The 22,477-nt window shown below is 73.6% G+C and carries 15 protein-coding genes; all 15 read right to left on the reverse strand.

Annotation, left to right across the window (positions count from 1 at the left end; all coding sequences use genetic code 11):
• Nucleotides 1–144: 144 nt before the first annotated feature.
• The 15 genes from J8J14_RS13725 to J8J14_RS13795 are packed head-to-tail and all read right to left on the reverse strand — an operon-like array spanning nucleotide 145 to nucleotide 22,476.
• Nucleotides 145–6,432 carry an RHS repeat-associated core domain-containing protein gene (locus tag J8J14_RS13725; protein ID WP_209380097.1) on the reverse strand — a complete coding sequence of 2,096 codons (6,288 nt, stop codon included), beginning with the start codon at nucleotides 6,430–6,432 and terminating at the stop codon, nucleotides 145–147.
• Nucleotides 6,432–9,662: a coiled-coil domain-containing protein gene (locus J8J14_RS13730; protein WP_209380098.1), complete on the reverse strand. Its 3,231-nt coding sequence runs from the start codon at nucleotides 9,660–9,662 to the stop codon at nucleotides 6,432–6,434. The genes J8J14_RS13725 and J8J14_RS13730 overlap by 1 nt, the downstream gene beginning before the upstream one ends.
• Nucleotides 9,659–11,191 (reverse strand): hypothetical protein, encoded by a 1,533-nt coding sequence (locus tag J8J14_RS13735; RefSeq protein WP_209380099.1) that lies wholly within the window; start codon nucleotides 11,189–11,191, stop codon nucleotides 9,659–9,661. The genes J8J14_RS13730 and J8J14_RS13735 overlap by 4 nt, the downstream gene beginning before the upstream one ends.
• Nucleotides 11,192–11,200: 9 nt before the next feature.
• Nucleotides 11,201–12,109: a hypothetical protein gene (locus J8J14_RS13740; protein WP_209380100.1), complete on the reverse strand. Its 909-nt coding sequence runs from the start codon at nucleotides 12,107–12,109 to the stop codon at nucleotides 11,201–11,203.
• Nucleotides 12,106–13,626, reverse strand: coding sequence for a coiled-coil domain-containing protein (locus J8J14_RS13745; RefSeq protein ID WP_209380101.1), 1,521 nt, complete (start codon nucleotides 13,624–13,626; stop codon nucleotides 12,106–12,108). The genes J8J14_RS13740 and J8J14_RS13745 overlap by 4 nt, the downstream gene beginning before the upstream one ends.
• A gap of 3 nt (nucleotides 13,627–13,629) precedes the next feature.
• The gene (locus tag J8J14_RS13750; RefSeq protein ID WP_209380102.1) at nucleotides 13,630–14,592 is read right to left on the reverse strand and encodes a hypothetical protein; all 963 of its coding nucleotides are present in this window, start codon (nucleotides 14,590–14,592) and stop codon (nucleotides 13,630–13,632) included.
• Between the two features lie 13 nt (nucleotides 14,593–14,605).
• Nucleotides 14,606–15,106, reverse strand: coding sequence for a hypothetical protein (locus tag J8J14_RS13755; RefSeq protein WP_209380103.1), 501 nt, complete (start codon nucleotides 15,104–15,106; stop codon nucleotides 14,606–14,608).
• A gap of 4 nt (nucleotides 15,107–15,110) precedes the next feature.
• Complete coding sequence (locus J8J14_RS13760) at nucleotides 15,111–16,388, reverse strand: hypothetical protein (RefSeq protein WP_209380104.1); 1,278 nt, start codon at nucleotides 16,386–16,388, stop codon at nucleotides 15,111–15,113.
• The gene (locus tag J8J14_RS13765; protein WP_209380105.1) at nucleotides 16,385–18,136 is read right to left on the reverse strand and encodes a baseplate J/gp47 family protein; all 1,752 of its coding nucleotides are present in this window, start codon (nucleotides 18,134–18,136) and stop codon (nucleotides 16,385–16,387) included. Before J8J14_RS13765 ends, J8J14_RS13760 begins: the two co-directional genes overlap by 4 nt.
• Nucleotides 18,133–18,594 (reverse strand): hypothetical protein, encoded by a 462-nt coding sequence (locus J8J14_RS13770; protein WP_209380106.1) that lies wholly within the window; start codon nucleotides 18,592–18,594, stop codon nucleotides 18,133–18,135. Before J8J14_RS13770 ends, J8J14_RS13765 begins: the two co-directional genes overlap by 4 nt.
• Nucleotide 18,595: 1 nt before the next feature.
• On the reverse strand, nucleotides 18,596–18,997 hold the full coding sequence (locus tag J8J14_RS13775; RefSeq protein ID WP_209380107.1) for a PAAR domain-containing protein: 402 nt from the start codon (nucleotides 18,995–18,997) through the stop codon (nucleotides 18,596–18,598).
• On the reverse strand, nucleotides 18,997–19,656 hold the full coding sequence (locus J8J14_RS13780) for a phage baseplate assembly protein V (RefSeq protein ID WP_209380108.1): 660 nt from the start codon (nucleotides 19,654–19,656) through the stop codon (nucleotides 18,997–18,999). Before J8J14_RS13780 ends, J8J14_RS13775 begins: the two co-directional genes overlap by 1 nt.
• Nucleotides 19,653–20,675: a hypothetical protein gene (locus J8J14_RS13785; RefSeq protein ID WP_209380109.1), complete on the reverse strand. Its 1,023-nt coding sequence runs from the start codon at nucleotides 20,673–20,675 to the stop codon at nucleotides 19,653–19,655. The genes J8J14_RS13780 and J8J14_RS13785 overlap by 4 nt, the downstream gene beginning before the upstream one ends.
• Nucleotides 20,672–21,322: a hypothetical protein gene (locus tag J8J14_RS13790; protein WP_209380110.1), complete on the reverse strand. Its 651-nt coding sequence runs from the start codon at nucleotides 21,320–21,322 to the stop codon at nucleotides 20,672–20,674. Before J8J14_RS13790 ends, J8J14_RS13785 begins: the two co-directional genes overlap by 4 nt.
• Complete coding sequence (locus tag J8J14_RS13795) at nucleotides 21,319–22,476, reverse strand: hypothetical protein (protein WP_209380111.1); 1,158 nt, start codon at nucleotides 22,474–22,476, stop codon at nucleotides 21,319–21,321. Before J8J14_RS13795 ends, J8J14_RS13790 begins: the two co-directional genes overlap by 4 nt.
• Nucleotide 22,477 lies beyond the last annotated feature (1 nt).

A 22,477-nucleotide genomic window follows, 5' to 3' on the forward strand; every position in this document is an offset into this window, starting at 1 on the left:
GCCGGCATTCCTGCCTGCGGCGGATAAGTTGCCGGCGCCTGGGCGAGTTGCCCCCTTCGCCGATGGCGCTGTTCATGAAGGTGACAACGTCGCTCCGGCCAAGCGCTGCGCCCTGCTCAGCCTGCCGCCCGCCGCGGCCCCGGCTCATGTCACGAGGATGGTACGGCGGGCCTGGTGCGCCGGCACCGCCGCATCTTCCACCAGGACCTTGCGCGGACCTTTTGCCGCGCCGGCGGCGATGGCGAGGGTGATGTCGCGCCCGTCAGCGGAGACGGTCACGGCGATGCCGTCGGAGGGGGTCACGGTCACGGCGCCGGCCTTCACCGCAGCCGAGATGTGCAGGACAAGGCTGCCTCCCGCCGCAGCGCTGTCGCCCGCTGCCGGCAGTTCCAGCCGGAAATGCGGCCGGTATTCAATGCTGGCGCGGATATTGGCCGAGATGTTCTCGGTGCCGCCCCCCTGCTTCGGCTGGGTCGCGCGCAGCGCGAGCGTCCATTCGAGAAGGCAGGTTTCCTCCGGTGGGTCCGTCGGGTCGAAGGGAATGCGCAGGATGGCGCCCTCGCCCACCACCTGCGCCAGCGCCGAGGGGACGGGCGTGACGGGCTGCAGCGCCGGATCGGGATCGGTGCCGTTCGCGGGGCGGGGTGAGGGATAGGTCACGGCCAGGGCGGGGCGGGTGATGTGCAGCCGGGCGGGGATGATCAGGTACCCCTCCTCGCCGGGCAGGACGAAGGGCTTGGGCGGCGGAAGCGGGTCCGGGGAGGCGGGCAGGAGCGATGCATGGACGGGGATGCGGTCCACCACCTCAAGGATGACGCGCCGGACAGGAATGCGCAGCTCCGGTAGGAGGTGGAACTGCGGCCAGCGTGTGTTCCGGTCCTCCTGGATGCCGAAGGGGTGCACCACGTGCACCCGCTGCACCTCCAGCACCTCCTGGCCTGTCGCCGTCTGCACTTGCAGCACGAGTTCGGCCGCCAGGCGGGCAACGGCGCCATCCACCGGGCGCTGCAGCATCAGCGCGTGCCGCCTGTCTCCCGCGGGGGCGACGGAGACTGTCACGCGCTGGCAGGGCACGGCCTTGATCGTCCCACCCTCCGGGATGTCGTGCCCGGCAGCGCGCACCGATACGTCCTTCACGGTGCGGTCGAAGAAGATGGTCTGGCTGCCCTCGTCCTGTGCCTCCTGCGCGTCGGACGCATCGAAGAAAGACCCGGTGGTGATCCGGTGGTCGCCGGGGCGCGTGAAGGCTATCTGGATGCCGGCGGTGCGTTGCAGGCCGGCCTCGCAGGGCAGCGTCGCGATCGGGGCCGGGAGAACACGGTTCGGGACGGGAACTGTCAGCAGGGCAGGCTCCATCAGGTTGCGCTGCACGAGGATGTCGGGAACGTCGCTGGCCGCGTCGGGCGCGGCCTGCTGGTCGCGGTTCGGTGCGGCGATCGGGGCGCCACCCTGGCGCCGGGGAAAGATCCAGGGTTCGAACCCTTTCGGGTCGGCTCCCGCACCGGGAGCATCGCCGAGGCGAAGGGGAACCAGGGTGCCCTCACGGAAGATCGTCCAGAAGCGGTAGCGCGCGATATCTCCCACCCATTCCGGCGAGCCACCCAGGCGAGCGAGCGAACTGTACAGGTCCCCGCTATGGGCGGACGCGCCCTGCTCCATGCTGGAAAGATGCCCTTTTTCCTTCACCTGCCTGAACAGGTTGTCCCAGATGAAAACGCCGGGAAGGAGCATGGACCAGGCGCTGGAACTGAATGCCCAGCGCGAAAGCGCCAGCAACTCGTCGCGATAGCTGCCTGGGTCCGGCTTGGTGGCGAAGTGAAGTTCGGCCCAGGGGTCGTAGATCCAGTGCAGGAGCCGCACGTGCAGGTAGTCCGCAACGCCGGTGGACAGGCCCGCCAGCGGGTCGTCCCGCGCGATGAGGGCAATTGCCAGCGCCCGGTCCGGTGGGTCGGTGGGCGGCGCCGTGGCAAGCTCGACGATCCCGGCCGGATCCACGCGCGTGACCACCGTGTCCAGCGAGCGCTCCCCCGCCTGGACACGCACGCGGTCCGTCGGGTGCAGCGTGATGGCGCCGCCGGGCTGCACCGCGGCGGGCCTGGCGGGGTCGGGCACGGTGGCCGGGACGAAGTCGAGCCGGGCCGGATCGAAGAAGGGCTTTCCTTGCAGCGCGTGGACGATGCCGCGGATGAGATCCGGCACCAGCTTGAAGACGACGGCACCCAAGGTCGATGCCAGGTTGCCCAGGGTGAAGAAGGATGCGAAGTCGAGCACGAAGCCGGCCACATCCTCGGCCGTGTTCAGCTCCTCCGCGCCTTGCCGCACTTGGACAATGCCGTCCGGTAGTTGCGCGACGGCGCTGTCCGTCAGCAGGAAGCCGCCTTCTCCTGCCTCGCCCAGCGTGACAATGATCACCTGCCCGCCCGTGCTCAGTTCGACCTTGCGGCCGGCGGCAAACTCCACCTCGCCGGGATTTGGAATCTCCAGCCGGCGTAGCCCGCCCTGCGTGGCGATGCGCCCCGCGGCATAGGCGGACCATTCTGGGTCACCAAGCCCCGTGAGCGACTTGAGGATATCCTCGATCAGCGCGACGGGAAGCATGCCGAACAGCAGCGGGCCCAGCATCGCCGATTGCAGGGTGTGGCGGAGCTCATGCGTCTCCAGCGAGGTCGGCCGGTCGAGATACCAGCTTTCCGTCGCATCATCCGGGATCATCACCGTGCCGGAGGAGAGCCGGCCATCCGACCTGGCACCACCGGCGGCGGGTTTGTAGGGAAGGGCCAGGACGAGGCCGGGGCCTGGCGGCAGGTTCAGCTCCTCTGCCGTGATCTGGCTGCCATCCAGCCCATATTCGTCGAGGAGGTTCATGCCATCGATATGCAGGGCGTGCAGCGCCGCGCCGGCAGTGCCGGCGATGGTGGGCGGCAGCGCGTGCAACTCGATCGTCAGCGCCGCGGCGCGGGTGATCTGCACGGGGATGGCGGTGTTGCCGTCCGTCACGGCCCACCAGTGATGCATGGCAGGCGTGGTCCTCAGCGCTCCCGCTGCGGTCGTATCTCCTAGATCGTCGTACCATTCCGGGCGGGCGGCGATCGCGTCCGGGGACCATGCATCGAAGCGAAGCCGCGGGGCTGGCGTCGTTGCGACAACCGTGCCGCGGATCCCGCTGCTCGTCGCGCCCGTGAAGGGATTCACCGGCGCCATGCGCATCACCTTGAGATCTGCGGGTGCCGCGGCGACGAGGGCCGGAAGGCCGGGGCCGGCGAGGCGCAGCGTGGTCCCCTCCGCCGCCTCCACGCGCAGCAGCGCGGTGGCAGCCACGCCGTTCCAGACGGCCCGCACCATCTCGCCGGCCGCGAACTGCGGCATCTGTACGGGCACGGTCGGTGGTGGCGCGGGGGCCAGGGTGAGCGGCTCCAGCGCTGCCAGCCGGTGGGCCTCGGGGCGCAGCCGGGCGCGGTCCGGAGCCAGCAGCTCCGCGGCATAGAGGAAGCCCGCGGGCATCAGCGGCACCAGCGACAGGGCGGCGGCGCCGAGCCCGGGATCGCGATCCGTCTCCACCTCGATCCGGACAGACTTGACCAGGGCGGGCGCCACGGCTGCGCCGGCCGTCAGGCGCACGGCCTGGCCCGGCCCTGGCGCCCGCGTTGCCTCCAGCGAGCCGGTGGTCAGCCTGGCCAGGTCCGCCGGCAGGGTCAACGTGATGACCGGCCCGGAAAGGGCTGGTAGCGCCTGCAGCAACGGGGTGGCGCTGGCGGCGGCGAGGCTCGGCGCCGCACCGCCCGGGCCGCTGAGGCGTTGCAGCGACAGCGCGGGCCGCGGCGTGGAGGTGAAGCCTGCGCCGGGTGGCGCGGAAAAGGTAAAGGCCCTGACCTCCTCCAATCGGACGTCGCCGCGTTCGGGCCCGCTGAAGGCCAGCGGCTCGACATCATAGGGGCTGGCCGGGTTGCCCGGCAGCGGCGCGGTACCGAGCACCAGCTCATCCCGCCGCAGCCCCTTCCCATCCCGCACCTGGCGGATCGTGTCGTCGCCATCCACCACCAGCACGGGGCCGGCGGCCACGGCGATACCGGATGTTTCGGGCCGGTAGACGAACTCGGCGGCGCTGGTGGCGCCGTTCCATGGGCCGAGCACCCGCAGCCTCTCCAGGGGCCGCCAGCGCAGCGCGCCGGCCGCGGCGGTGGCGAGGGGCGGGGGCAGGTCACGGTCCAGCGTGCCATGGGTGGCGTCCGGCAGGTCCGTCACCAGGCGCGCGGCCGCGTCGGCGCCGGGAATGAAGACCTGGATCGCCGTGCCCTTGGTGGGTGCCGTCCCCGGGGGGAAGGCGAGGCGGCGCGGCGTCTCGGCCGTCACGGCGCGGTCTCCGCCGGCGGTGGCAGGGGCGGCCAGCCAGATCCGGCGCGGCGCATCCCCCTTGGGCGGGTCCGGTGCCAGATCCAGCTCGATTGCGGCCTCCAGCCGGTCCACCACGGCGCCGCTCACCACCGCGCCGGCCTGGCTGAGCCGAAGCGGCGTGCCGGCGGTGAAGGGGGAGGCGCTCGTCGTCCGAGCGTCCAGCCGGCCGAGTGCCGAGCCGGGCGGAAGGGCAACGGCAGCACGGGGCGGGGTGGGCGCCGTGACGCCGCGGAGCCGCAGCCCGGTCGTGCCGGGCGCGAAGGACGGATCGGTCTTCAGGACGAGGCGCGTCTCGCCGCCCGTCTCCTGCACGGCATCGATCGCCAGGAGGGCGCGCTGCCCGCCCGGGCCGGTCAGCATGATCTCCTGCCCGGCGGGGAGGCCGAGCCCGCGGCCCTTCACCGCCAGGCGGTGCCGCTGCCCCACGAGCCCCGTCGCGACCTCTCCGCCCGGCTCGATCTCGGTGATGCTGGCCCGGGAGCGCGGGGCGAGGATGCTCGGCTGCGGCTCGAAATGAAGCCCGCCCGAAGGGAAGACAGGCACGCGCGCGCCAGGGATCACGGGTTCGGCCGGGCCGCCCCGTCGGGTCCAGCCCCGCGCCGCGAGAAGCGGGGCGATTTCCGGCCTGGACCCGGCCGTGGTGGCCCCCCCTGGATGGAGCAGCGCGCCGCCCGGGCGCTGGGGGCCGTGCAGCAGGAGTACGCGGGCGGGCTGGCCGCCATCGGCGGGCGCCTCGATCCGCAACAGGCTGCCATAGAGCGCTGGCCGGAAGGCGGCGGAGGGAATGAAGGCGCGGGCTGCGGCAAGTTTCGTGAACTCGGCGCGCTGCGCCCAGACGGCATGCTGGAATGTCCAGGCACGCCCCTTGTTGATTCCGACGCGCTCGAAGCCGACAGGATCGAAGCGGAAGCCCCAGCCGCCATGGTAGCGGGAGCGGATGGCGGATTTGCTGAACCACCGCCCCTCCGTCCAGAACTCCTTGCTGAAAAGGCCGAGGAGGAAGTTCAGCGGCTCCAGCAGGAAGAAGCTGGCCAGCATGTTGCCGGAGGACCAGGTGAGCGAGCTGAGCAGCAGCAGCCCGCTCGCGACGCCGGCCGACATCTCCCCGGTTGGGTCGGCGCGGCCGATCGGGTCGTTCCGGCACACGGCGAAGGGATGGCCCGCGCCGTCCCGTTCCGTCGGCAGCGTGCCGCGCCACCCGCCGGCGCGGCGGGGATCGCGCTCGCTGCCGTCGAAAGGGTCCGGGGCCGTGAAGCGGCCGCGCCGCGGATCCAGCGAGCGGGCGCGCAGATGGACAAGACCTTCGGCCACCACCCCGCCGAAAAGGCCCGGCACGCCAGGGCAGTCCAGCAACGCCTCGCCGAAAGCGTCGCGCGGGATGATCCGCGACCTATCCCAGCCGGTGGCCCTGACGGGGGTAAGGGTGAGGTCGAGCGAGAAGATCTCCGCGGCCGGCGCATCGGGCGGGCCGTCGATGCGGCCGAGGCAGGCGAGGCCATCCCACAGATAGGTCTGGAGGATGCGCCCGTCGCCGTCCCGCAGGGTCCAGAGCCGGCCCAGCGCGTCGCGGCCATAGCGGAACGGGTCCAGGAGCGGCGTGCAAGCCGGGCCTCCTTCATCCTGCCCGATCTCACGCCGCCCGCTATCCGGAGGATCGATGACGGCGAGGTGGCCCGCAGTGTCGTAGCCGTAGCGCCAGCACCCGCCCGGTCCGTCGCAGGCCACCACGCGCCCCTGCCCATCCCGCGCGACGGAAACGCCGTCCACCAGGATCGGCTGGCCTGCCTTGTTCCAGTGATAGCTTTCCTGCCAGCTCCGCCCCTGGCTGTGCACGGCCCGGATCAGCCGGCCGGGCGCGGCCAGTTCGCGCAGGCTGACGAGCCCTTCGCCGAGCATCAGCTCGCCATCCCGCCGCTCCGCGTGCAGCCGGTTCCCGGCGGAGATCCGGAGCAGGCGCCCCGCCATGTCCCGGGCAATGCGGAGGCCGGGGCCGTCCCAGCCGGGAACGGGGATGCAGGTCTCCCGAGGAGCGTCGTCCATCATCCCGCCTCCACCCGGACGGAAACGGAGGCGGTGCCGCCGGCGGCAGCGAAGTGCAGCGCCTCCAGCAGCGTGGCAATCTCGGCCCGGACCGCCTCCACGGCGCGGCCGAATTCTCCCACCACGCGCGGGCCGAGGCGGTCCACCGCCTCCAGCATGGCCCGTGGGTCCAGCTCGGTGAGTGTGGCGCCGATCTCCTCCAGCTCCTCGCCCACTCCCTCCAGCGCCGCGGCGGGCGATGCCGCGGAGAGGCCGGCCACCGCTTCGTCCAGGAAGTCCAGTTCGCCGAGCGTGGCGGCGACGTCGATCCCGCGAAGCGTGGCGGAAAGGTCCAGCACGGCCTCGCGCAGCCCAGTCGCGATCACGGCGGGGTCGTAGGTGGCCAGCGCCTCGCGCAGCGCCGCGTGGACAAGGTCCAGGTCCGCTGCCAGGTGGTGCGGGTTCAGCCCGTCCAGCTCCTCCCGCACCGCGTCCAGCACCCGGCGGAAGCGCAGGGCCAGCATCGCGGGGCCGTAGTCACGCACGAAGCCTGTGACGCGCAGGGGCAGCGCGGCAATGCGGCCCCGCAGAGGCAGGGCCAGCGGCGGCAGGCGTTCAAGAGCCGTCGCGACCAGCTCGTCCACCTCCACGGCCAGGGGCTCCGGGTCAAGCTGATCGAGAAATCCGGCGAGGCCGCCACCGGCCTGCGGCAAGGCCGCCTGCAGGCGCCCCGCGATCGCCTCCGCCGCCGCCGAGGCATCCCCGACCGCGGCCACCGTGCGGCGGATCTCGTCGCGTAGCGGGGCCATGGCGCCCTGCAACTCCAGGCGCAGGGCGTCGGGGCTGGCCGCGGCGAGCGCATCCGCTGTGGCATCCAGTTCCAGCGGGCCGAGCTGCAGCCGTGCCTGGACGGCGAAGCCTGCCTCCAGCCCGGCGGAGGAAAGGGGGCGCAGCAGCGTGTCCAGCCCGTCCTGGACCCGGTCCTCGATCTGCCAGATCACTCCCTCGATCCCCCTGAGGTCCCGGACGAGGCCGGTGGTCAGGCGGGCGAAGGCCGCCTCGGCCTCGCCCAGCGGCCCTGCCTCCAGGGACGCCACCGTCTCCTTCAACCGGCGCGGCAGCGTGCCGAGGAGCCGGACGAAGTCGCCGGGGCGCCGCTCCGCGGGAGGAGGGGGCGAGGAGGAGGGTGCCGCGGTACCCGGCGTGGCACCAAGGGTGGGGCCGAGCGGGGCGGTGAGGCCCTGGCCGAGCTGCTCCGCACCCTGGGCCAGGAAGCCCTCGGTGGCCGTGCCGGCGGCGGTCGGATCCGGGAGCACGAGGCGGGCGAAGGCCTCGTCATAGGCATCGAGCACCGGGCGCAGCAGGGTGCTCGGCTTCACCGCATCCACGGCGCCGAGCAATCCACGGAAGGGGGCTCTCAGCCCTTCCAGCGCCGGCACGGGATCCAGCTTCGCCACCGCATCCGCCAACTCGTCCAGAAGGCGCTTCAGCGCGGCGACGAGGCGGGCGGAGGAGAGCGCGGCGAAGGCTTCGGTGGCCCGCGCGAGTTCGGCCTCGATGCCCTGGACAAGCGAGGCCGGGACAAGGTTGTCGAGGGCCCTGCTGACCTCGTCCAGCAGCGCGGAGAGGCGGCCGCGCAGGGCGTCGGAAAGCGTGAGCCTCTCAGCTTCCCGGCGCACGGGTTCGAGCAGCAGCGCATCGAGGTCCAGCGCCCGGAGCTCCGCGACAAGCTGCTCCACCACAGGGCGGAGGGGCTCAGGCAGCTCCACGCCCGAGAGCAGGTCCTGCGCCTTGCGCCGCAACCCGGACAGGCGGTCGAGGATGGACTGGGTGGCCCCTTCGATGTCCATCCCGTCGATGGCGGCGACAACCTCGTCCAGCGTGGCCTTGAAGCCGCGGAGCAGCGCCGCCGCCTGCTCCAGCAGCCCGCGCGCCTGGGCCACCAGGGATGAAACCGCGGCGGCGATGGCCTGCAGCGCCTCTGCGACGGAATTGACGACCTCCCTGATCGTGGCCGCGATCGCCTGCAGCGGCGCGCGCAGCCTTTCGCCGAGGTCATCGGCCGAGATCAACCCGCCCAGCCCGGCCAGGCGCTCCCGCGCCTCCCGCGCGAAGCGGTCCAGATCGGCGTCCCGGACAGCGCGGGCATAGGTCTCGAAGCGGGCGTGCAGGGCGCCGCGCATCTCGGCCAGGTGCAGGTGGCCGAGGAAGCTGCGGACATAGGCGACCAACTCGTCGGCCAGCGCATCGACACGCTCCTCGACAGCCGCCTTTGCATCGGCCTCCAGCGTGTCGAGCATGCCCTCGAACAGCGCCACCAGTTCCTCCACCCGGGCGGCGTCCAGCGCATCGATCTCCGACCGCGTGGACCGGATGAGGCCGCGCAGCTCCTCCATCATCTCGCGGAAGCCGGACTCGCCGGTGCGGAAGGCGCCCGCAGCGGCGGTGATCGGCGCGACGGCCTGGGGCAGCCTCAGGGCGGAAAGCCGTGCCTGGAGCGAGAGAAGATCCTGGCGCAGCTGCCCGAGGGTGGCCTTGCGGGCCTCCGCCAGCCGGCCCAGCGCCGCCGTGACGGCAGGCCCGGCATCCGGGCCGGTGGCCGCATCGCGGACCTCCCCTATGGCCGTCATCAGCCCCGCCATGCGGCCGGCCGGCAGGGCGATGGAGCCGAGCGCCGGCAGCGTGCCGTCAAGCAGGCGGCGGAGCGCGCCGAGATCGGCGTCCCCGAAGGGCAGCATCATGCCCAGCCCCTGCTCCACCAGCGCGGCGGGCTGGCGCGGGAGGCCAGCGGCGGTGAGGGCGAGCGCATGGGTGAAGCGGCCCGTATCGGCCAGGGCGACATGGTCGAACTCGTCCGCGCCGCGCAGGAGCGAGGTCAGCGCCTCTCCCACGGGCAGCTTCAGGGCGCGGAGCCAGGAGGCCGGGGTGCCGTCCACGTCCCGGAGCAGGCCCGATACGGCCTCGGCGCCCTCCTTCACGGCCCGGATATAGGGCTCCACCGGGACGTCGGCGGGCCGCAGCGTGCCGGCGAGGCCGCCCACGGCACCGAGAAGCGGGCCGAGCAGGGCGGCGGGATCCTCGGACAGGGCGCGCAGTTCCCGCAGCTGGTCGCCGACCTCGCCCAGCGCGCCAAGCGGCCCGTGCTCGACCAACCCGCTCACGGCGGGGCCTTCCAGGGACACGGTGATGCTGGCCCGGGCGGCCATGATGCCGGAGAGGTCGAGCCCGCGCAGGTCGTCGAGCAGGGTCATCTGGCATACCGCAGGATGAGGTCGGCGAAGTCGAGCGTGAGGAACAGGTCGCTGGACAGGCTGGGCCAGGCGCCGGCGAAGGCGGCGGGCGGCAGGGCGAGGCCGGTCCGGCGGATGGAGGTGGCGCCGACCGACAGAAGCGTGCCGCTGCCGATCCGCACCGGGCGGCCGCCCGGGTCCGGATCCAGAACGGCCAGGCGCAGGGACGGCGCGCCGTCCTCTCGCGCGGCCCAGAGAAAGCGGCCGGCCGTGGCGCGCAGGGCGACGACGAGCGGCCCCTGGACGAGAGGGGCATCCGGGAGAGCGAACCAGTGCGTTCCGAAGCGGCGGGAGGCGGGAAGCGTCAGCTTCGCCGGCACGCCGAGAGCGGCGCCCGTCACGCCGTCCTGAAGGGTGAGGAGAAGGGTGGTGGCTTCCGGGGCGCGGCCGCTCACCCCGATCCGCGCCAGGCGGGCGCCCAGCAGGGCGAGTGGCGGCAGGGGGCGGAGCATGTCGGCCGGGCCGACCACATGGCCCGCCACGAGGCTGCCGGAGGCGCCGGATGGCGGGTCGCTGAGCTCCGGGACCAGGCGGATGCCGAAATAGCGGATGCTCAGGTCGGCGCTGGCGGCGGTGGGCACCTCCCCGTCCGGGGGTGCCTCGCCGGGCCCGGCCGCGAGGGAGAGAGCCTCGCCGGCCAGGGAGAGACCCGGCGGCGCCGCGATGCGCCGGAGCAGGGCGCCTTCCGCCCGGAAGCGGAGCGATCCGATCGTGGAGGGACGGCTTGCGGTGAGGCGCAGCGCCAGGCGCGGCGGTTCGCCCCTGTCCAGCGCCGCCTGCATCGCCGTCTCGATCCCGGTGCGGAGATCCGTCTCGGCGGCGTTCCCGGCCGGCATCTCGCCGGGGAAGGCCCAGAGCGCGGCCCCGCCCTCCACGGCCAGCGCCAGATCCAGCGGCGAGTCCGAGGCGAAGCCCTCGGCGCCCTCCAGCGCCATGCCCTCGATCGGGGCGAAGCTGTCGGGCCGGTCGCCGGTCACGAGGGTCAGGCGGATGCGACGGGCCAGGATCCCGCCGAGGTCCAGAACCCCGGCGGAGAAGGGTGGCGTTGGCAAGGGTGGAACCAGGCCCGAGGCGGGCAGGCCGGGCGTGGCGCCCGCCGGCGTGTACCGGCCGCTGCCGTCCGGCACCGAGATGGCGAGCCTGAGGCCCAGCGCCTGGAGGTCCGCCGGACCGCCGATGGCCAGTGTGCCGGCCTTGAGCCCGCGCAGCGCCACCCGGCCCAGGCGCCGCCCGGCCGGTGCCGTCAGCTCGTAGCCACCGCCGGCCGTGGCAAGGGCCAGGGCGCCCAGCGCGGCCTCGCGCGCCCATGCGGTGAGGGATAAGGGGGCCCGGGCCACCTCGGCGCGATTGGCGCCGCGCGGGGTGCGGCCCCAGTCGATCGTCAAGGCCTGGCCCTGAGCGGTCACCTCGACCGACGACAAGGCGGCCAGGACGCCAGCGGGCTCCATGATGGACCGTTCGGCCGCGATGAGGTTGAGGGAGCCCGACATCGCCCCGCCTCAGCCCGGCCCGGTGCGGAGCGGGAAATGACCGAGCGGAGACCCGCGCGGATTGCCATCCGGATCGGTCAGACGGATCAGGAGCTCCTCCTGTCCGGGGGTCGGGGGCGGCGTGTAGCCGAAGGCCGCGCCGTCGGCGGTCAGCGGCACGAGCCGCGTGCCGCCCGGCCCATCAGTGCCGCCCGAAAGCGTGCCTGTGCCGGCGCTGCCATCCGGGCGGCGCAGGGCGAGGGACAGGGTGCCGAAGGGTTCCTGCGAGGGCGATGCGTCCGCCCGCAGGCGCATCTCGCCCGCTGCGTCGGATTCCAGCTTCAGGGCCACCGCGGGCCCTCCGGCGACCAGCGGGCCCGCGGCGCCCACGAGGCGGAGCGGGAGAAGGGCGGTGCGCAGGCGGATGTCCTGGATGGCGGCGCCGGTCTCGCCCGGGATTTCGGTTGGCCAGAACCAGCCCTCGGACAGCAGGTGGAGGATTGCTGCTCCGTCCGCATCCCCGGCCCTGGGCGGACGCGCATCGAGCACGGAGAGGCGCGTGATCTGGAAGCCAGGATCTTCCGGCGGCGGCACGCGCAGGGCCACACCCGTGGTGAGATCAGCGGCCTCGCTGAGATAGAGCGCGCGCTCCAGCCCCTCCATCGCCTCCGCCCTGTCGGCCGGGTCCGCAGGGATGACGCGCAATTCGATGGTCAGTGCCAGGCGCAGCACGCGGAGCCGGCGATCGGGGTTGCGGGTGGTGACCTCCGGTCGCCGCGCCGCGCCGAAGTCGGTGCCCGCGGGGAGGATGTCCGTGATGCCGAGCAGGATGCTCGGGCCTGCGCCGGGCAGGGGGGCCGTGCTGACCCGCCCGCCGAAGGGTGGCGGCAGGCGGTCGCCCAGCACCTCGGCCAGGCGCTGCTCGAAGGCGGCGATCACCGGATGCGGTCCGGGCGGAAGACGCCCGTTCCCCCGATGCCGCCGCCTGCGACCCCGGTGCCCGGGCCGGAGGCCGCCAGGCGCGTGCCGATACTGGCGTTCAGCCGTTCCTCCGACCGGGCCATCTCCGTGCGGAGCGTTGTCATGCTGCGCGTCTCGGTCTCGGTGATCAGGCGCGTCGTGTCGGTGCGGAGCTGTGTCATGTCCCGGCCGATGCTGCCCCGCAGGTCGCTCATCTCCCGCAGCATCTGGTCCCGCAGCTGGCCCAGCTGGGCCGCGGAGTTCCGCTCCGACACGGCGAGGCGCTCATTGGCCTGGCCCAGCAGCCGGCCCTGTTCGGCGAGCCCCGCCTCGCTGATGGAAAGGCGGTTCCCCAGCGTGTCGAGCGCGGCCTGGAAGGCGGCGAGACGCGTGCTCAGGCCCGTTTCCACCGCCGCGCCGGCCATGGCGGGCAGGCGTGCCTCCAGCGCGCCCGCCTGTTCGGTCAGCTTCGCCACCAGCCGCGCATCGGAGGCTGCCAGGCGGGAATCGGTGGCGGCCAGAAGTTCCTGGCGCAAGGCGGCGTTCGCGGCGTTCTGTGCCTCGCGCGAGCCGGCCAGGATCTCGTCCCGAAGGGCCGGGGTGGCCTCCGCGAGGCGGCGCGTGACCAGCGCGTCGAAGCCGCCGACCTGCTCGGCGGTGTTGGCGCGCAGCCGTGTCTCCAGCGCGTCCAGGTCGCCCCGTATCCCATCCGTCAGCTCTGCGCGGAGATTGTCGCGCAACGCGTCGCGATCCTCCGTGCTGAGCCCTCCCGGCCTGCTCTTCAGGGCTTCGTCCAGTTCCTCGCTGCTGACGCTCCGCGCCTCGATCTCGGCGAGGCGGCGCTCCAGTCCGGCGGCGGTCAGGATCTCCTGGTTGGACTGGCGCAGGCCGTCTCTCAGCCTCTCCAGCTCCCCGACACGGCCGAGCAGCGCGCCGGCATCAAGGGGCTGGCCGTTCACGCTCAGCGCGCTGGCGGCCACGATGGCGCGCCGGGCATCGGCGCTGACGATATCGAGCGAGCGGCGCAGGGCGGTGATCTGGTCGGCCGTGCCGGCGCCACCGGCCTCGGCCGCGCGGCGGAGGCGGATCACCTCGTCGCCGCGCAGGGCGTCGTTGGTCGCGAAGGAGACGACGCGCTCGCGCAGGGTGGCGGATTGCTCCTCCAGCCGGTCCAGCCGGTCCGTGGCGCGCCGGATCTGGATGTCCAGCTCCAGCGGCCGGCTCGCGGTGGCAGGGTCGGAAAGGCCGCCGCGCTCGAAGGCCGCGCGCAGGTCCGGGTGCAGCCAGTTCAGCCGTACCTGCTCCGGATGGTCATGGGGCGGCACGCTGGCCGGGCGGTCCCCCTCGTCCAGCACGGCGCGGGTGAGTTCCAGCACCCCCTCCACGAGCGTGTTCCAGCGCGCCGCCTCGATGGGCTGGCCCGGCTGCGCCTTCGCCAGCGGCGCTAGGCGGCCGAGGATGGCGGACAGGCGCTCCAGTGCCTCGACGGTGGGCATCCCTCATGTCCCCCGGATCACGCCGCCGAGCTTGTTGCCGATCGAGACGCCCGTGCGGGTGTAGGTCTGCAGCTCCGTCTCGCGCTTCTGCACGGTGCCGGTGCTGCTGTACTGGCTGGCCACCGCGTTCAGCTTCCGTGTCACGGCATCGTTGAGGAAGGCTTCCCGTGTTTCCGGCGGCTGGGCCTCGCCCACGGTCTGCACGCCGTTGAGGATGGCCTGGCCGGCGCGGGCGAGCTTGCCGGTGAAGGTGCCGGTATCGGTCTGCAGCGAGTCCTCCAGCTCGTCGAGGCGGCGCTTCAGGTCGTCCCGCACCAGGGGCGAGGCATTGCCCAGGTTCAGCACGTCATCCGCCGCCCGGCGCAGGCTGAGCAGCTCCAGTTCCCGCCGCAGCTCCACCAGGCTCCGGCCGAAGGCCTCGGCGAAGGCGCGCAGGTTGGCCTGCACCTCGTCGATCCGCTCCGCGATCTCGGGATGGTCGTGGCCGCGCGGCGAGACGAGGCGGGAGAGTTCCCCGACCGATCCCGCCAGGTCCCCGATGGCGGTGGAGAGGGCGTTGAAGTCGGAAGCGCGGATCACCTCGCCCGGCGCCTTGTCCGCCACCGGCGCGACCCGGGCCTGCACCGCCGCGACGGCCTGCTGCACCGGGCCGAGATCGGCGTCCGGAAGGTCGCGGATCGGCGTATCCCGGAACAGGTTCGCCGGGATCGGAATGGGCACATAGGTCGGGATGTTCTGAGGGAAGAGGCGGATGCGCTGGCGCGCGATGGGAAGCGTGAGGTTGGGGTGGCTGACCTTCACCTCCCAGGCGCCGGGATCGAGGTCGCGGATCAGCAGCGAGCCGTCGAGGAAGGGCTTACGCGTGATCACCTGCCCGGTCGCCTCGTTCTTCAGCTCCACCTCGGCATCGCGATTGGCCTGCGCGAAGCCCTGGAGCTGGATCTTGAAGGCTGCCTTGCCTGCCATCATCCGTCTCCGTTCAGAACAGGGCCTGGAGGTCGCCATAGGGAAAGGCGACCTCCCAGAAGAGCGTGAGTTCGTGGTCGTCGCCCTTGGCGAGCGGCGCGAAGGTGACGCGGTTGTAGAGGGTTGCTCCGTCCGCCTTGCGGGAGAGCAGCCCTGCCTCCCGCACCGTTCCCACCGCAGCCGCATCCGGCAGGGTCGCGCGCAGCCGGACGAGGATGACGCGCCGCGTCGCGTCGTTGACGAACTGGAAGGCCTCGGGCGGGATGGCGACTTCGGTTGCGCCGGCCAGGCGCTCCCCCTCCACGCCCTCGTTGCGCAGCGCCTCGCGCGAGAAGTCTTCGGGCTCGGCCGCATCGCTGTTGCCGACGCCCATATGGGTGATTCCCGCGCCCTGGCCTGCGAAGGCCCGCGCGACGAGTCCGGCGCCGGAGCGCATCACGGCATTGGCCGCGCGGCGCTGGCCGATGGGGCGTCCCCGGTGATCCCGGAGGAGAAGGAGGAGGGTGGCGCGCACGGGGCTATCCAAATCCAGTGGCGTCGAACGGACTGTCGTCGAAGGTGGCGCTCCGCGGGAGCAGCCGGTCGGCGCCGGTCGGGCCAGTGTCGCGCAGCCGCTTCGGGCCGATGGCCACCAGCCTGTCCGGGGAGGGCTGGATGTCCGCCGCGGGCAGCAGGCGCAGCTCGCTGGCGACGCCGAGGGCACGGATGCGTGCAACGGCCCGCGCCAGGGCGAAATCGAGCCGCTCCCGCGTGGCCAGAGCCTCGGCCGTGCGGCCGCGAGGCGCCAGCATGCGGCTAGCGTCGATATCCACGCGGAAGGCGGCCGCCACGGTCTCCCGGAAGCCGATGCTCAGCCGGAGGGCGGGTTCCTGGTGGAACAGCGCGGCGTCGAAGGACGCGGCGTCGAAGCGGCCCTGCACCAGCGCCGCATCCGCCAGCGCCGCGAGATAGCGGTCCAGCCCCGGCACGTCGAAGCGGGCGACAGGCAGGAACCAGATGCGGTTCGCGCCTGGCCGGAGGGTAATGGCGCGCGCGGGGGCGACGAGCCGTGCCGGCGTCCAGGGCTGACCCGGCACCAGCCCGGCGATCGAGCCGAGGCGGGACGTGACATCCAGCCCATCCAGCCGCGCGTGCATCGTGCCATCGGGCTGGGCGGCGAGGGCGAGGGTGGAGCCGGGCGGCACGTCGGCGGAGAAGGCGAGGGCCTCCCCCGTGGTGAGGTTCACCACCAGGGGTGAGCGCTCAGGCCCGCCGGCCAGGCCGCGCAGGAGCAGGTTCGCGGGAGCAGGATCGAGCCCGTGATTCTCGGCGGTGATCTGCTGCAGCGGTTCCATCGCGCCGTCCCCGGGCGCGGGCACCCATCGCCAGCGGCGCGGGTTCTCCACCAGCCTCGGTGGCGGGTCTTCCTCCCCCGCGCCCCATTCGCCCTGCTGCGGCAGGAGGCGCGGCAGGCGCGCCGCCTCGGCATGGCGGCGGGCATAGCCGGTGACGACGGAGCGCACCGCGGCCGGTGTCGGGCCGCCGATGCCGAGGATGGTGTCGCGCAGCGCGTCCACCCAGGCGCGGTATTCGTCCCGTCCCTGGCCGGGCTCGGGCGGGATGTCGAGCAGGGCGCCGAGCGCGGTCACCTCCGGCCCGTTCAGCGCCGTGCGCCAGAAATGCGCGCGCTGCACCTCGCGCGCCTCGTCATTGAGCAATTCGATCTGCGCGCCGATCACGCCGAGGAGGCGGCCGGCCAGCTCGCCTTCGCGATAGGCGGGCGGCAGGCGCGCGGTCATGTCCTCCCGGCTGCTCATGGGGAGCCCCCGTCGTCGGGCACGATGTCCAGCGTGCCGGCCTCGATCCGCTCATTGGGGCCGGGAACATAGGCACCGGTGCCGTCGGTGAGCTGAAGGAAGCGGCTGCCGGCCTCGACGGTGATGCTGGCGGAGCCGCGCACCAGGGCGAAGCGCGTGTCGTCCCGGATGGCCGCGGCCAGGCTGTCCAGGGTCAGGGGCCGGTCCGGGGCGCGGGTGGCCAGGTGGGCGGCAACCGCGCTGGCGATGGCGCCGCGCACCTCCTCCATCGTGATGCCGGGGGCGGGCAGGACGGGCAGGACGGCGCCGGCCACGGCGCGGCTCGGCGGAGTGTCGCCTGGCGCCTGCTCGAAGGCCGGTGGCGCGAAGGTGACGGCCTGGAGCTCCGCCACGGTGTCGCCGGGCAAGGTGAGCTGCTCCGCCTCAGGGGCCGCGGGGTCGTCGCTGCGGATGGAGACGGTCGCGTCGGTGACGCGCGGGTCCTGCAGCGCCAGCCGGAGGAGCTGGCTGCGCCGCAGCTCCGCGCCGGGGCCGAGCGCCGCGACATGGGCGCGCAGCGCCGCCTCGATGCCGGACTGGAGCGAGGCGAGGGCGGCCGGCTCCAGGCTGCTCCCGGCCAGGCGGAGGGTGACGAGCAGGGTCAGCCGGCGGCGTGCCGCATCGCCCCATCGCACGCGGATCCCGGCGGGCCGGACATCGTCGATGCGGGCCTGCACGCGGGCGCGCGCGGCCTCGCTCGTGTCGCTGAGGGCGATCTCGAGGCGCACCGTGCCGGGCAGCCCGTCCGGCTGTTCCTGCACGCGCACGCTGCGCACCTCGGGCATGGCGGCCAGGGCGAATTCCAGCGCCTCCCGCGTGCCGCGGCCGGCCGCACCCATGGCGCCGCGCGCGCGGCGCCGCAGCTGCTCGTCGCTCTCCGGCGCGGCGAGGCGGCGTGCCGGGCGCGGGTTGCCCACCCGGGCGATGCCGGCGACCAGCGTCTCCGGCCGGGTCAGCGAGCCCGCTTCGACAAGGGGAGTGCCATCGGCCTCGCCCACCGCATCGACCTCGCGATCCGACTCGCCTGGTTCCAGCGTCAGGGGCGCGATGGTGAGGTAGCGTGCCCCGGCCGCGTCGCCGACCGCGGTGCCGGCGGGCACGGTGATGCGGCCGGGTTCGCGCTCTGCGCGTTCGAAGCGCAAGCCCACCAGCGGGCGCGCGGCGGGCAGGCGCGCCACGCCGACAAGGGCCACGAGCCGGTCCAGCGAGCCGCCCTCGGCCGTGTCGATGAAGGCGCTGTCATAGATGCGGTCCAGCATCTGGTAGGAGAGGGCGAGCTCGCGCCCCACCGTCTCCAGCAGGGTCCGGACGACGGAGCCCACGCTGACATCGGTGAGCTCCGTGGGGTCGGCCTGCACGGGGAAGTAGTTGACCGTCAGCGGCGTGCCGGGAACCGGGCGCCGGCCCTCCGGCCGGAAGCGGATGGCGTCCGGCTCTCCCGCGCCGGAGGCGGAGACCAGCTCGAAATCGGCGGGGGTGAAGCGGAAGGGGATCTGGCGCGCGGCGGCCCCGGCGCCGGTCTGCACCATCCCTTCCAGGAAGCTCACGCTGCGCACGGGGCGCCTGGCGAGCAGCAGCGGTGTCACGGCCATTCCCTCGGCCGGCGCCGTCAGGCTCTCGCGCACCGTGCCGCCCAGCAGGGTCGTCAGCAGGTCCCGCACGATGGCGTCATAGGGGCGTGCGGTGAAGCCTGTGCTCGTGCCGCTCACAGCACGGCCTCGAGAAAGAGGCTCAGCGGGGCCGTGTCGTTGCGGGGCTGCACGTCCAGCCGGAAGACGAAGCTGGACGGGGTTTCCTGCTGCGGGTCGAAGATCACGGCCAGCGCCCTGGGCAGGATGCGCGGCTCCTGCGCCAGCGCTTCCAGCACATGGGCACGGCAGAGCAGGCGCAGCGCCTCGCTCTTGTTGCGGCCGACCAGCTCATGCAGGCGCGAGCCATAGGTGGCATGGCCGAGCGCCGCCAGGGCGCCGCGCGGGGTGATCAGGCGCAGGATCAACGCCTGCGCAAGGTTCTCCCGCCCTGCGATGGTGGAAAGGTCCAGCGCCTCCTGCGCGCCGGGCGGCAGGGGGCCGCGCACGGGGCGGCGGCGGGGGCGCAGGTCGATCCGGTCGGCCCCCGTGGCGGAGAGGCCGGGCAGGACCGAAAGGTCTGTGCCGAAGCCGCTCATCTCAGCCCCCCACCAGCACGGTGCCGGCTGCGATCACCTGCCCCACCGGCGCATCGGCCGGGTCGTTGCAGGTGGCCACGGGATCGCCGGCGCGGGCGGCCGCCTGTCCCGCGATGGTGACGCTCGCGCTGCCATGGCGCACCGTGCCGCGATTGGCTGGCGGGGTGGCGAAGCCGGTCCCGGGGGGCGTGGGGGTATGCGCCGGCGCGTTGGTGGCGGTGGAGCCCACCACGGCGGCCGGCTTCCCGCCGATCGTCACCGAACCCACCAGCCCGCCATCCAGCGCGCCGGAGAAGGGATGCGGCAGCGGAGTCGGCACCGGCCCCCCCGGCGAGGGGACGAGCACGATATGCGTGTCCACCGCCACCACCTGAGATCCCTGGACGGCGGCGGGCTGGCCCATCAGTTGATCTCCACCGTTGCGCCCTTGAGCGCGGCCTTCCCGCTGCCCTTGGCCTCCAGTTCCGCGCCGCTCAGGACAAGCTTGCCCTTCGCCTCGATGACGATGTCCCCGTCCTCCTTCAGCGTGATGGTGCTGCCACCGGCGGCCAGTTCCAGCCTCCCGCCGCCCTTCGAGGTGAGCCGGAGGGCGATCTTGCCGATGGCCAGGGCCAGCGTGTCCGCCGTGGCGGTGAGGCTGGCCTCCTCACCGAGGTTCAGGCGCAGCGCATCGCCGCTTCTCTCCACTTCCAGGCGCAGCTTCGGCTGCGCCTCGCCCTTCGGCAGGTGAAGGGCGAGAAGGCTGGCATCCGTGGCAGGCGGGGCGAGGGCGGCGTGGTAGAGCCCGCCCAGCACGACAGGCGCGTGCCAGTCGCCCTCCGCGAAGACGACAAGCACGAGCTCGCCTTCCTCCGGCAGCAGGCTGAGCCCAAAGGCGCCCACGGCGACGGGAACGCGGGGCAGCACCTCGCCGCTGTCGCGAAGCGTGACCGTGACGGCATGGTCCGGTGGAAGGCCGGTGCCGGGGTGCAGCTCCGTCACCCGGCCGATGGCGGCGAAAGGCCGCGCCTCCACCTCGTGCCGCGCAATGCGCGCGATGCTGTCAAACAGGGCGGCGCTCACAGCAGGCCTCCCACAGCGGAGGCCAGGGAGGCGAGGAGCGAGGGGCCGGCAGCGGCCGACACGGCGGTGAAGCGGGTCTCGCCCGGCGCCCCCGCCAGCCGGGCATGACAGACCGTCAGGACCAGCCAGGGGCCCGCCGCGTCCAGCCGGTCCGGCAGCTGCTGGATCTCCAGCACCATCCCGGGGCGCAGCCAGGGCAACAGGATGGCGCGGGCTTCTACGCGGGTGGCGCGGGAAGCGGCCTCGGTGTCGCGCGCCTGCCCCGCGGCCAGCGCGGCGCGCGGGCTTCGCAGCGCAGGGGCCGGAAGCCAGCGGGCTTGTGCCCCCGGCGGGGGAGCGTCGGCCGGCAGCGGGCTCCGGCTCTGAAGCAGGGCGTCCGGCGCCTCGGGCGAGGCGGCGGGGCCATTGCCCAGCATCACCTGGCGGACTTCCGGCGCCGCCCGGCGGGTCACGCGCAAGGCGAGGATCTCGCGGTCGTAGCGCAGCGCCCGCTCGGCGCGGGAGGGGAGGGCGCGCAGCTCGATGCGCCCGGCTTCGTCGCAGCCCGCCAGGGCTCCGCCCAGCTTGGCGAGCGTTGCGACATGCTCCGCGGCGCTGCGCCGGCCATGGGCCACATAAGCGGCGAGCGGCAGGTCCAGTTCCAGCGCGCCGATCCCGGCCCCGGCCTCCTCGGCCAGGGCGCGCACCACGGTGCCGCCATCCTGGCCCTGGTAGGTCCGGCAGGGCCGCAGTGCGGCCAGCCGGGCCCCGTCATCGGCGAGCACCGCCTCGGTGGCGCCCGCGCCCGCCGCGGAGAGGGCGTGGAGCGTGCCGTGGAGGACAACGGAGGAGCCGTCCACGGCCCGGAGCGAGAGCTCGGCCGGATCACCCGGGGCGGCGTCCGGTGCCACCGCCCGTGGCAGGGTGATGCGGGCCCGGTTCACCGATGGCAGGAGGCCGAGCTGCACCTCGAGCCCGAGCGCGTGGCTGTCGTAGCGCTGGCGCCCGAGGGTGACGGAGGCGACGGCGGGAAGGGTCATAGGCCGAAACTCGCCGCCAGTGCCTCGGACGCACCGGCCAGCCTCTCGCCGGAGCGGCCGGCCGTGCCCGCCAACTCCGTCAGCCCGGACAGCATCCCGGAGCCCAGGGAGAGATCCGCCAGGCCCGCGAGGCTGCCCAGCTGCTCCATGGCGCTCTGCACGGCATCAATGGCGCTGGCGGCCTGCGCAGCCAGCCCCGCGACCTCGTCCAGGATGTCCGTGTCGAAGCCAAGCCCGGCAAGTTCGCCCAGGGCGCCAAGGCCGCTGACCTCGGCCGGTGGGGGCAGGGGCGGGCTCTCGGCCAGCAGCAGCTCATAGCCGTAGAGGCCGGGATGGCCGGCCGTCTCCGCTACCCGCAGGCGGAGGATGACGACCTTGCCGAGTTCCAGAGCCGTCGCGATGTCGGCCGCGAAGGTCAGCTCCTCGCCGCTGGCGGCTGCGCGCTGCAGGGTTTCCAGCTCGCCGGCCGCGCCCTCACCGGCAAGGACGCCTTGGATGTGGATGTGGTGCGATCCACGGCCGGCCCCTTCCTGCACATCGCCCGCCAGCCCGAGGACGCGAGCGCCGAGGAAGCCGCCATCCACCGCGTGCTCGATCCGCTGGATGCGGCTGAGGGAGATATCGCCGAGCAGGGGAGTCGCGGTCATGGCGCGAGCCCCCGCAGCTCGGCCTCATCCTCCAGCGCGGCGGCCAGTGCCGCGGCGAGGGATGGAACGGGCGGAGGAGAGATGGGCGTGGCGCCCGAAGGGGCGGGCGGGGGGTGGGTATCCGTGGCTGGCCAAGCATTGGATGGCGGGATCGCCCGGTCCACCGGCTCGGCCGACCAGGCCGTCCGCCGGCCAGCCAGGTTGGGGCCGACACCGGCAGGGAATGCGGAAACGGAGCCCCGGGCCTGCTCCGTGACCAGGGCCAGCGCCGGGCTGGCCGGTCGATCCCGCAGGCCGCGATCCTCCACGGCGGCAAGACCCGGGCTGCGGGGCAGCGGATCGGTGCTGGGGGCGACGGCCGGGTTGGGAGCGATTGCGCCATGCGGTCCGCGGGTGGCGGAGGCAAGAGCGAGGCGAAAGGGGCGTGCTGTGGGCGGCGGCGCCTCGGCTGGACCGGACCTTGTTCCGGTGCCGCTGCTCCAGGGCCTTGCCGGGTTGTCCCGCTCCGGCAGGGCGGCAACGCCCGCAGCAGGAAGCAATGCGGGAGCCGCGGCGTCCCCGGCCGTAGAAGGCCGGGCGGAGGCAGAGCCTGGCGCGGCCGCCCGGGGCGCCGTGGTGGACGCGCTGGCCCCCGCACGCCGCAGCAGGTCCCGTATGCGCGCCTCCACCACTGCTTCGGGCTCCAAGACAGGGGATGAAGCGAAGAGGATGCGGGTGAAGCCATGCTCCACGGTGGGCGGCAGAAGCGCGGCGGCCATGGCATCCACTTCGGGCGCCGGGGCAGCGGCGATGGTATCGAGCGGCAGGCGGCCCTCGCGCGCCACGAGAAGGGCCGTTTCCGCGAAGCCCGGGAGCCGGTCCTGCTCGCCGGAGGCGCCGGCCAGTTCCAGCACGGCGAGATCGAGCTCACCGGGCGCGGCCAAACCTTCCCGCAGCAAGCAGAGTGAGCGGAGATGGGCCATCGCGACGCCCAGGGGATCGTTGGAGCGCGCGGCGATCTCCAGCGCCTGGCTGCGCGCACGGAAGGAGGGGGCGCCGATCACCGGCCCATCCGCCCCCCCGAGCTGCCAGCTGCCCGGCGCGCCGGGCAGCGGGCGCAGCGCCCGGAGCTCCATCGCCTCACGCGATCCGACGGAGTTCCAGGCGGTGCTCATC

The organism is Pararoseomonas baculiformis (genome assembly GCF_017813395.1).
GTDB classification, from domain to species: domain Bacteria; phylum Pseudomonadota; class Alphaproteobacteria; order Acetobacterales; family Acetobacteraceae; genus Roseomonas; species Roseomonas baculiformis.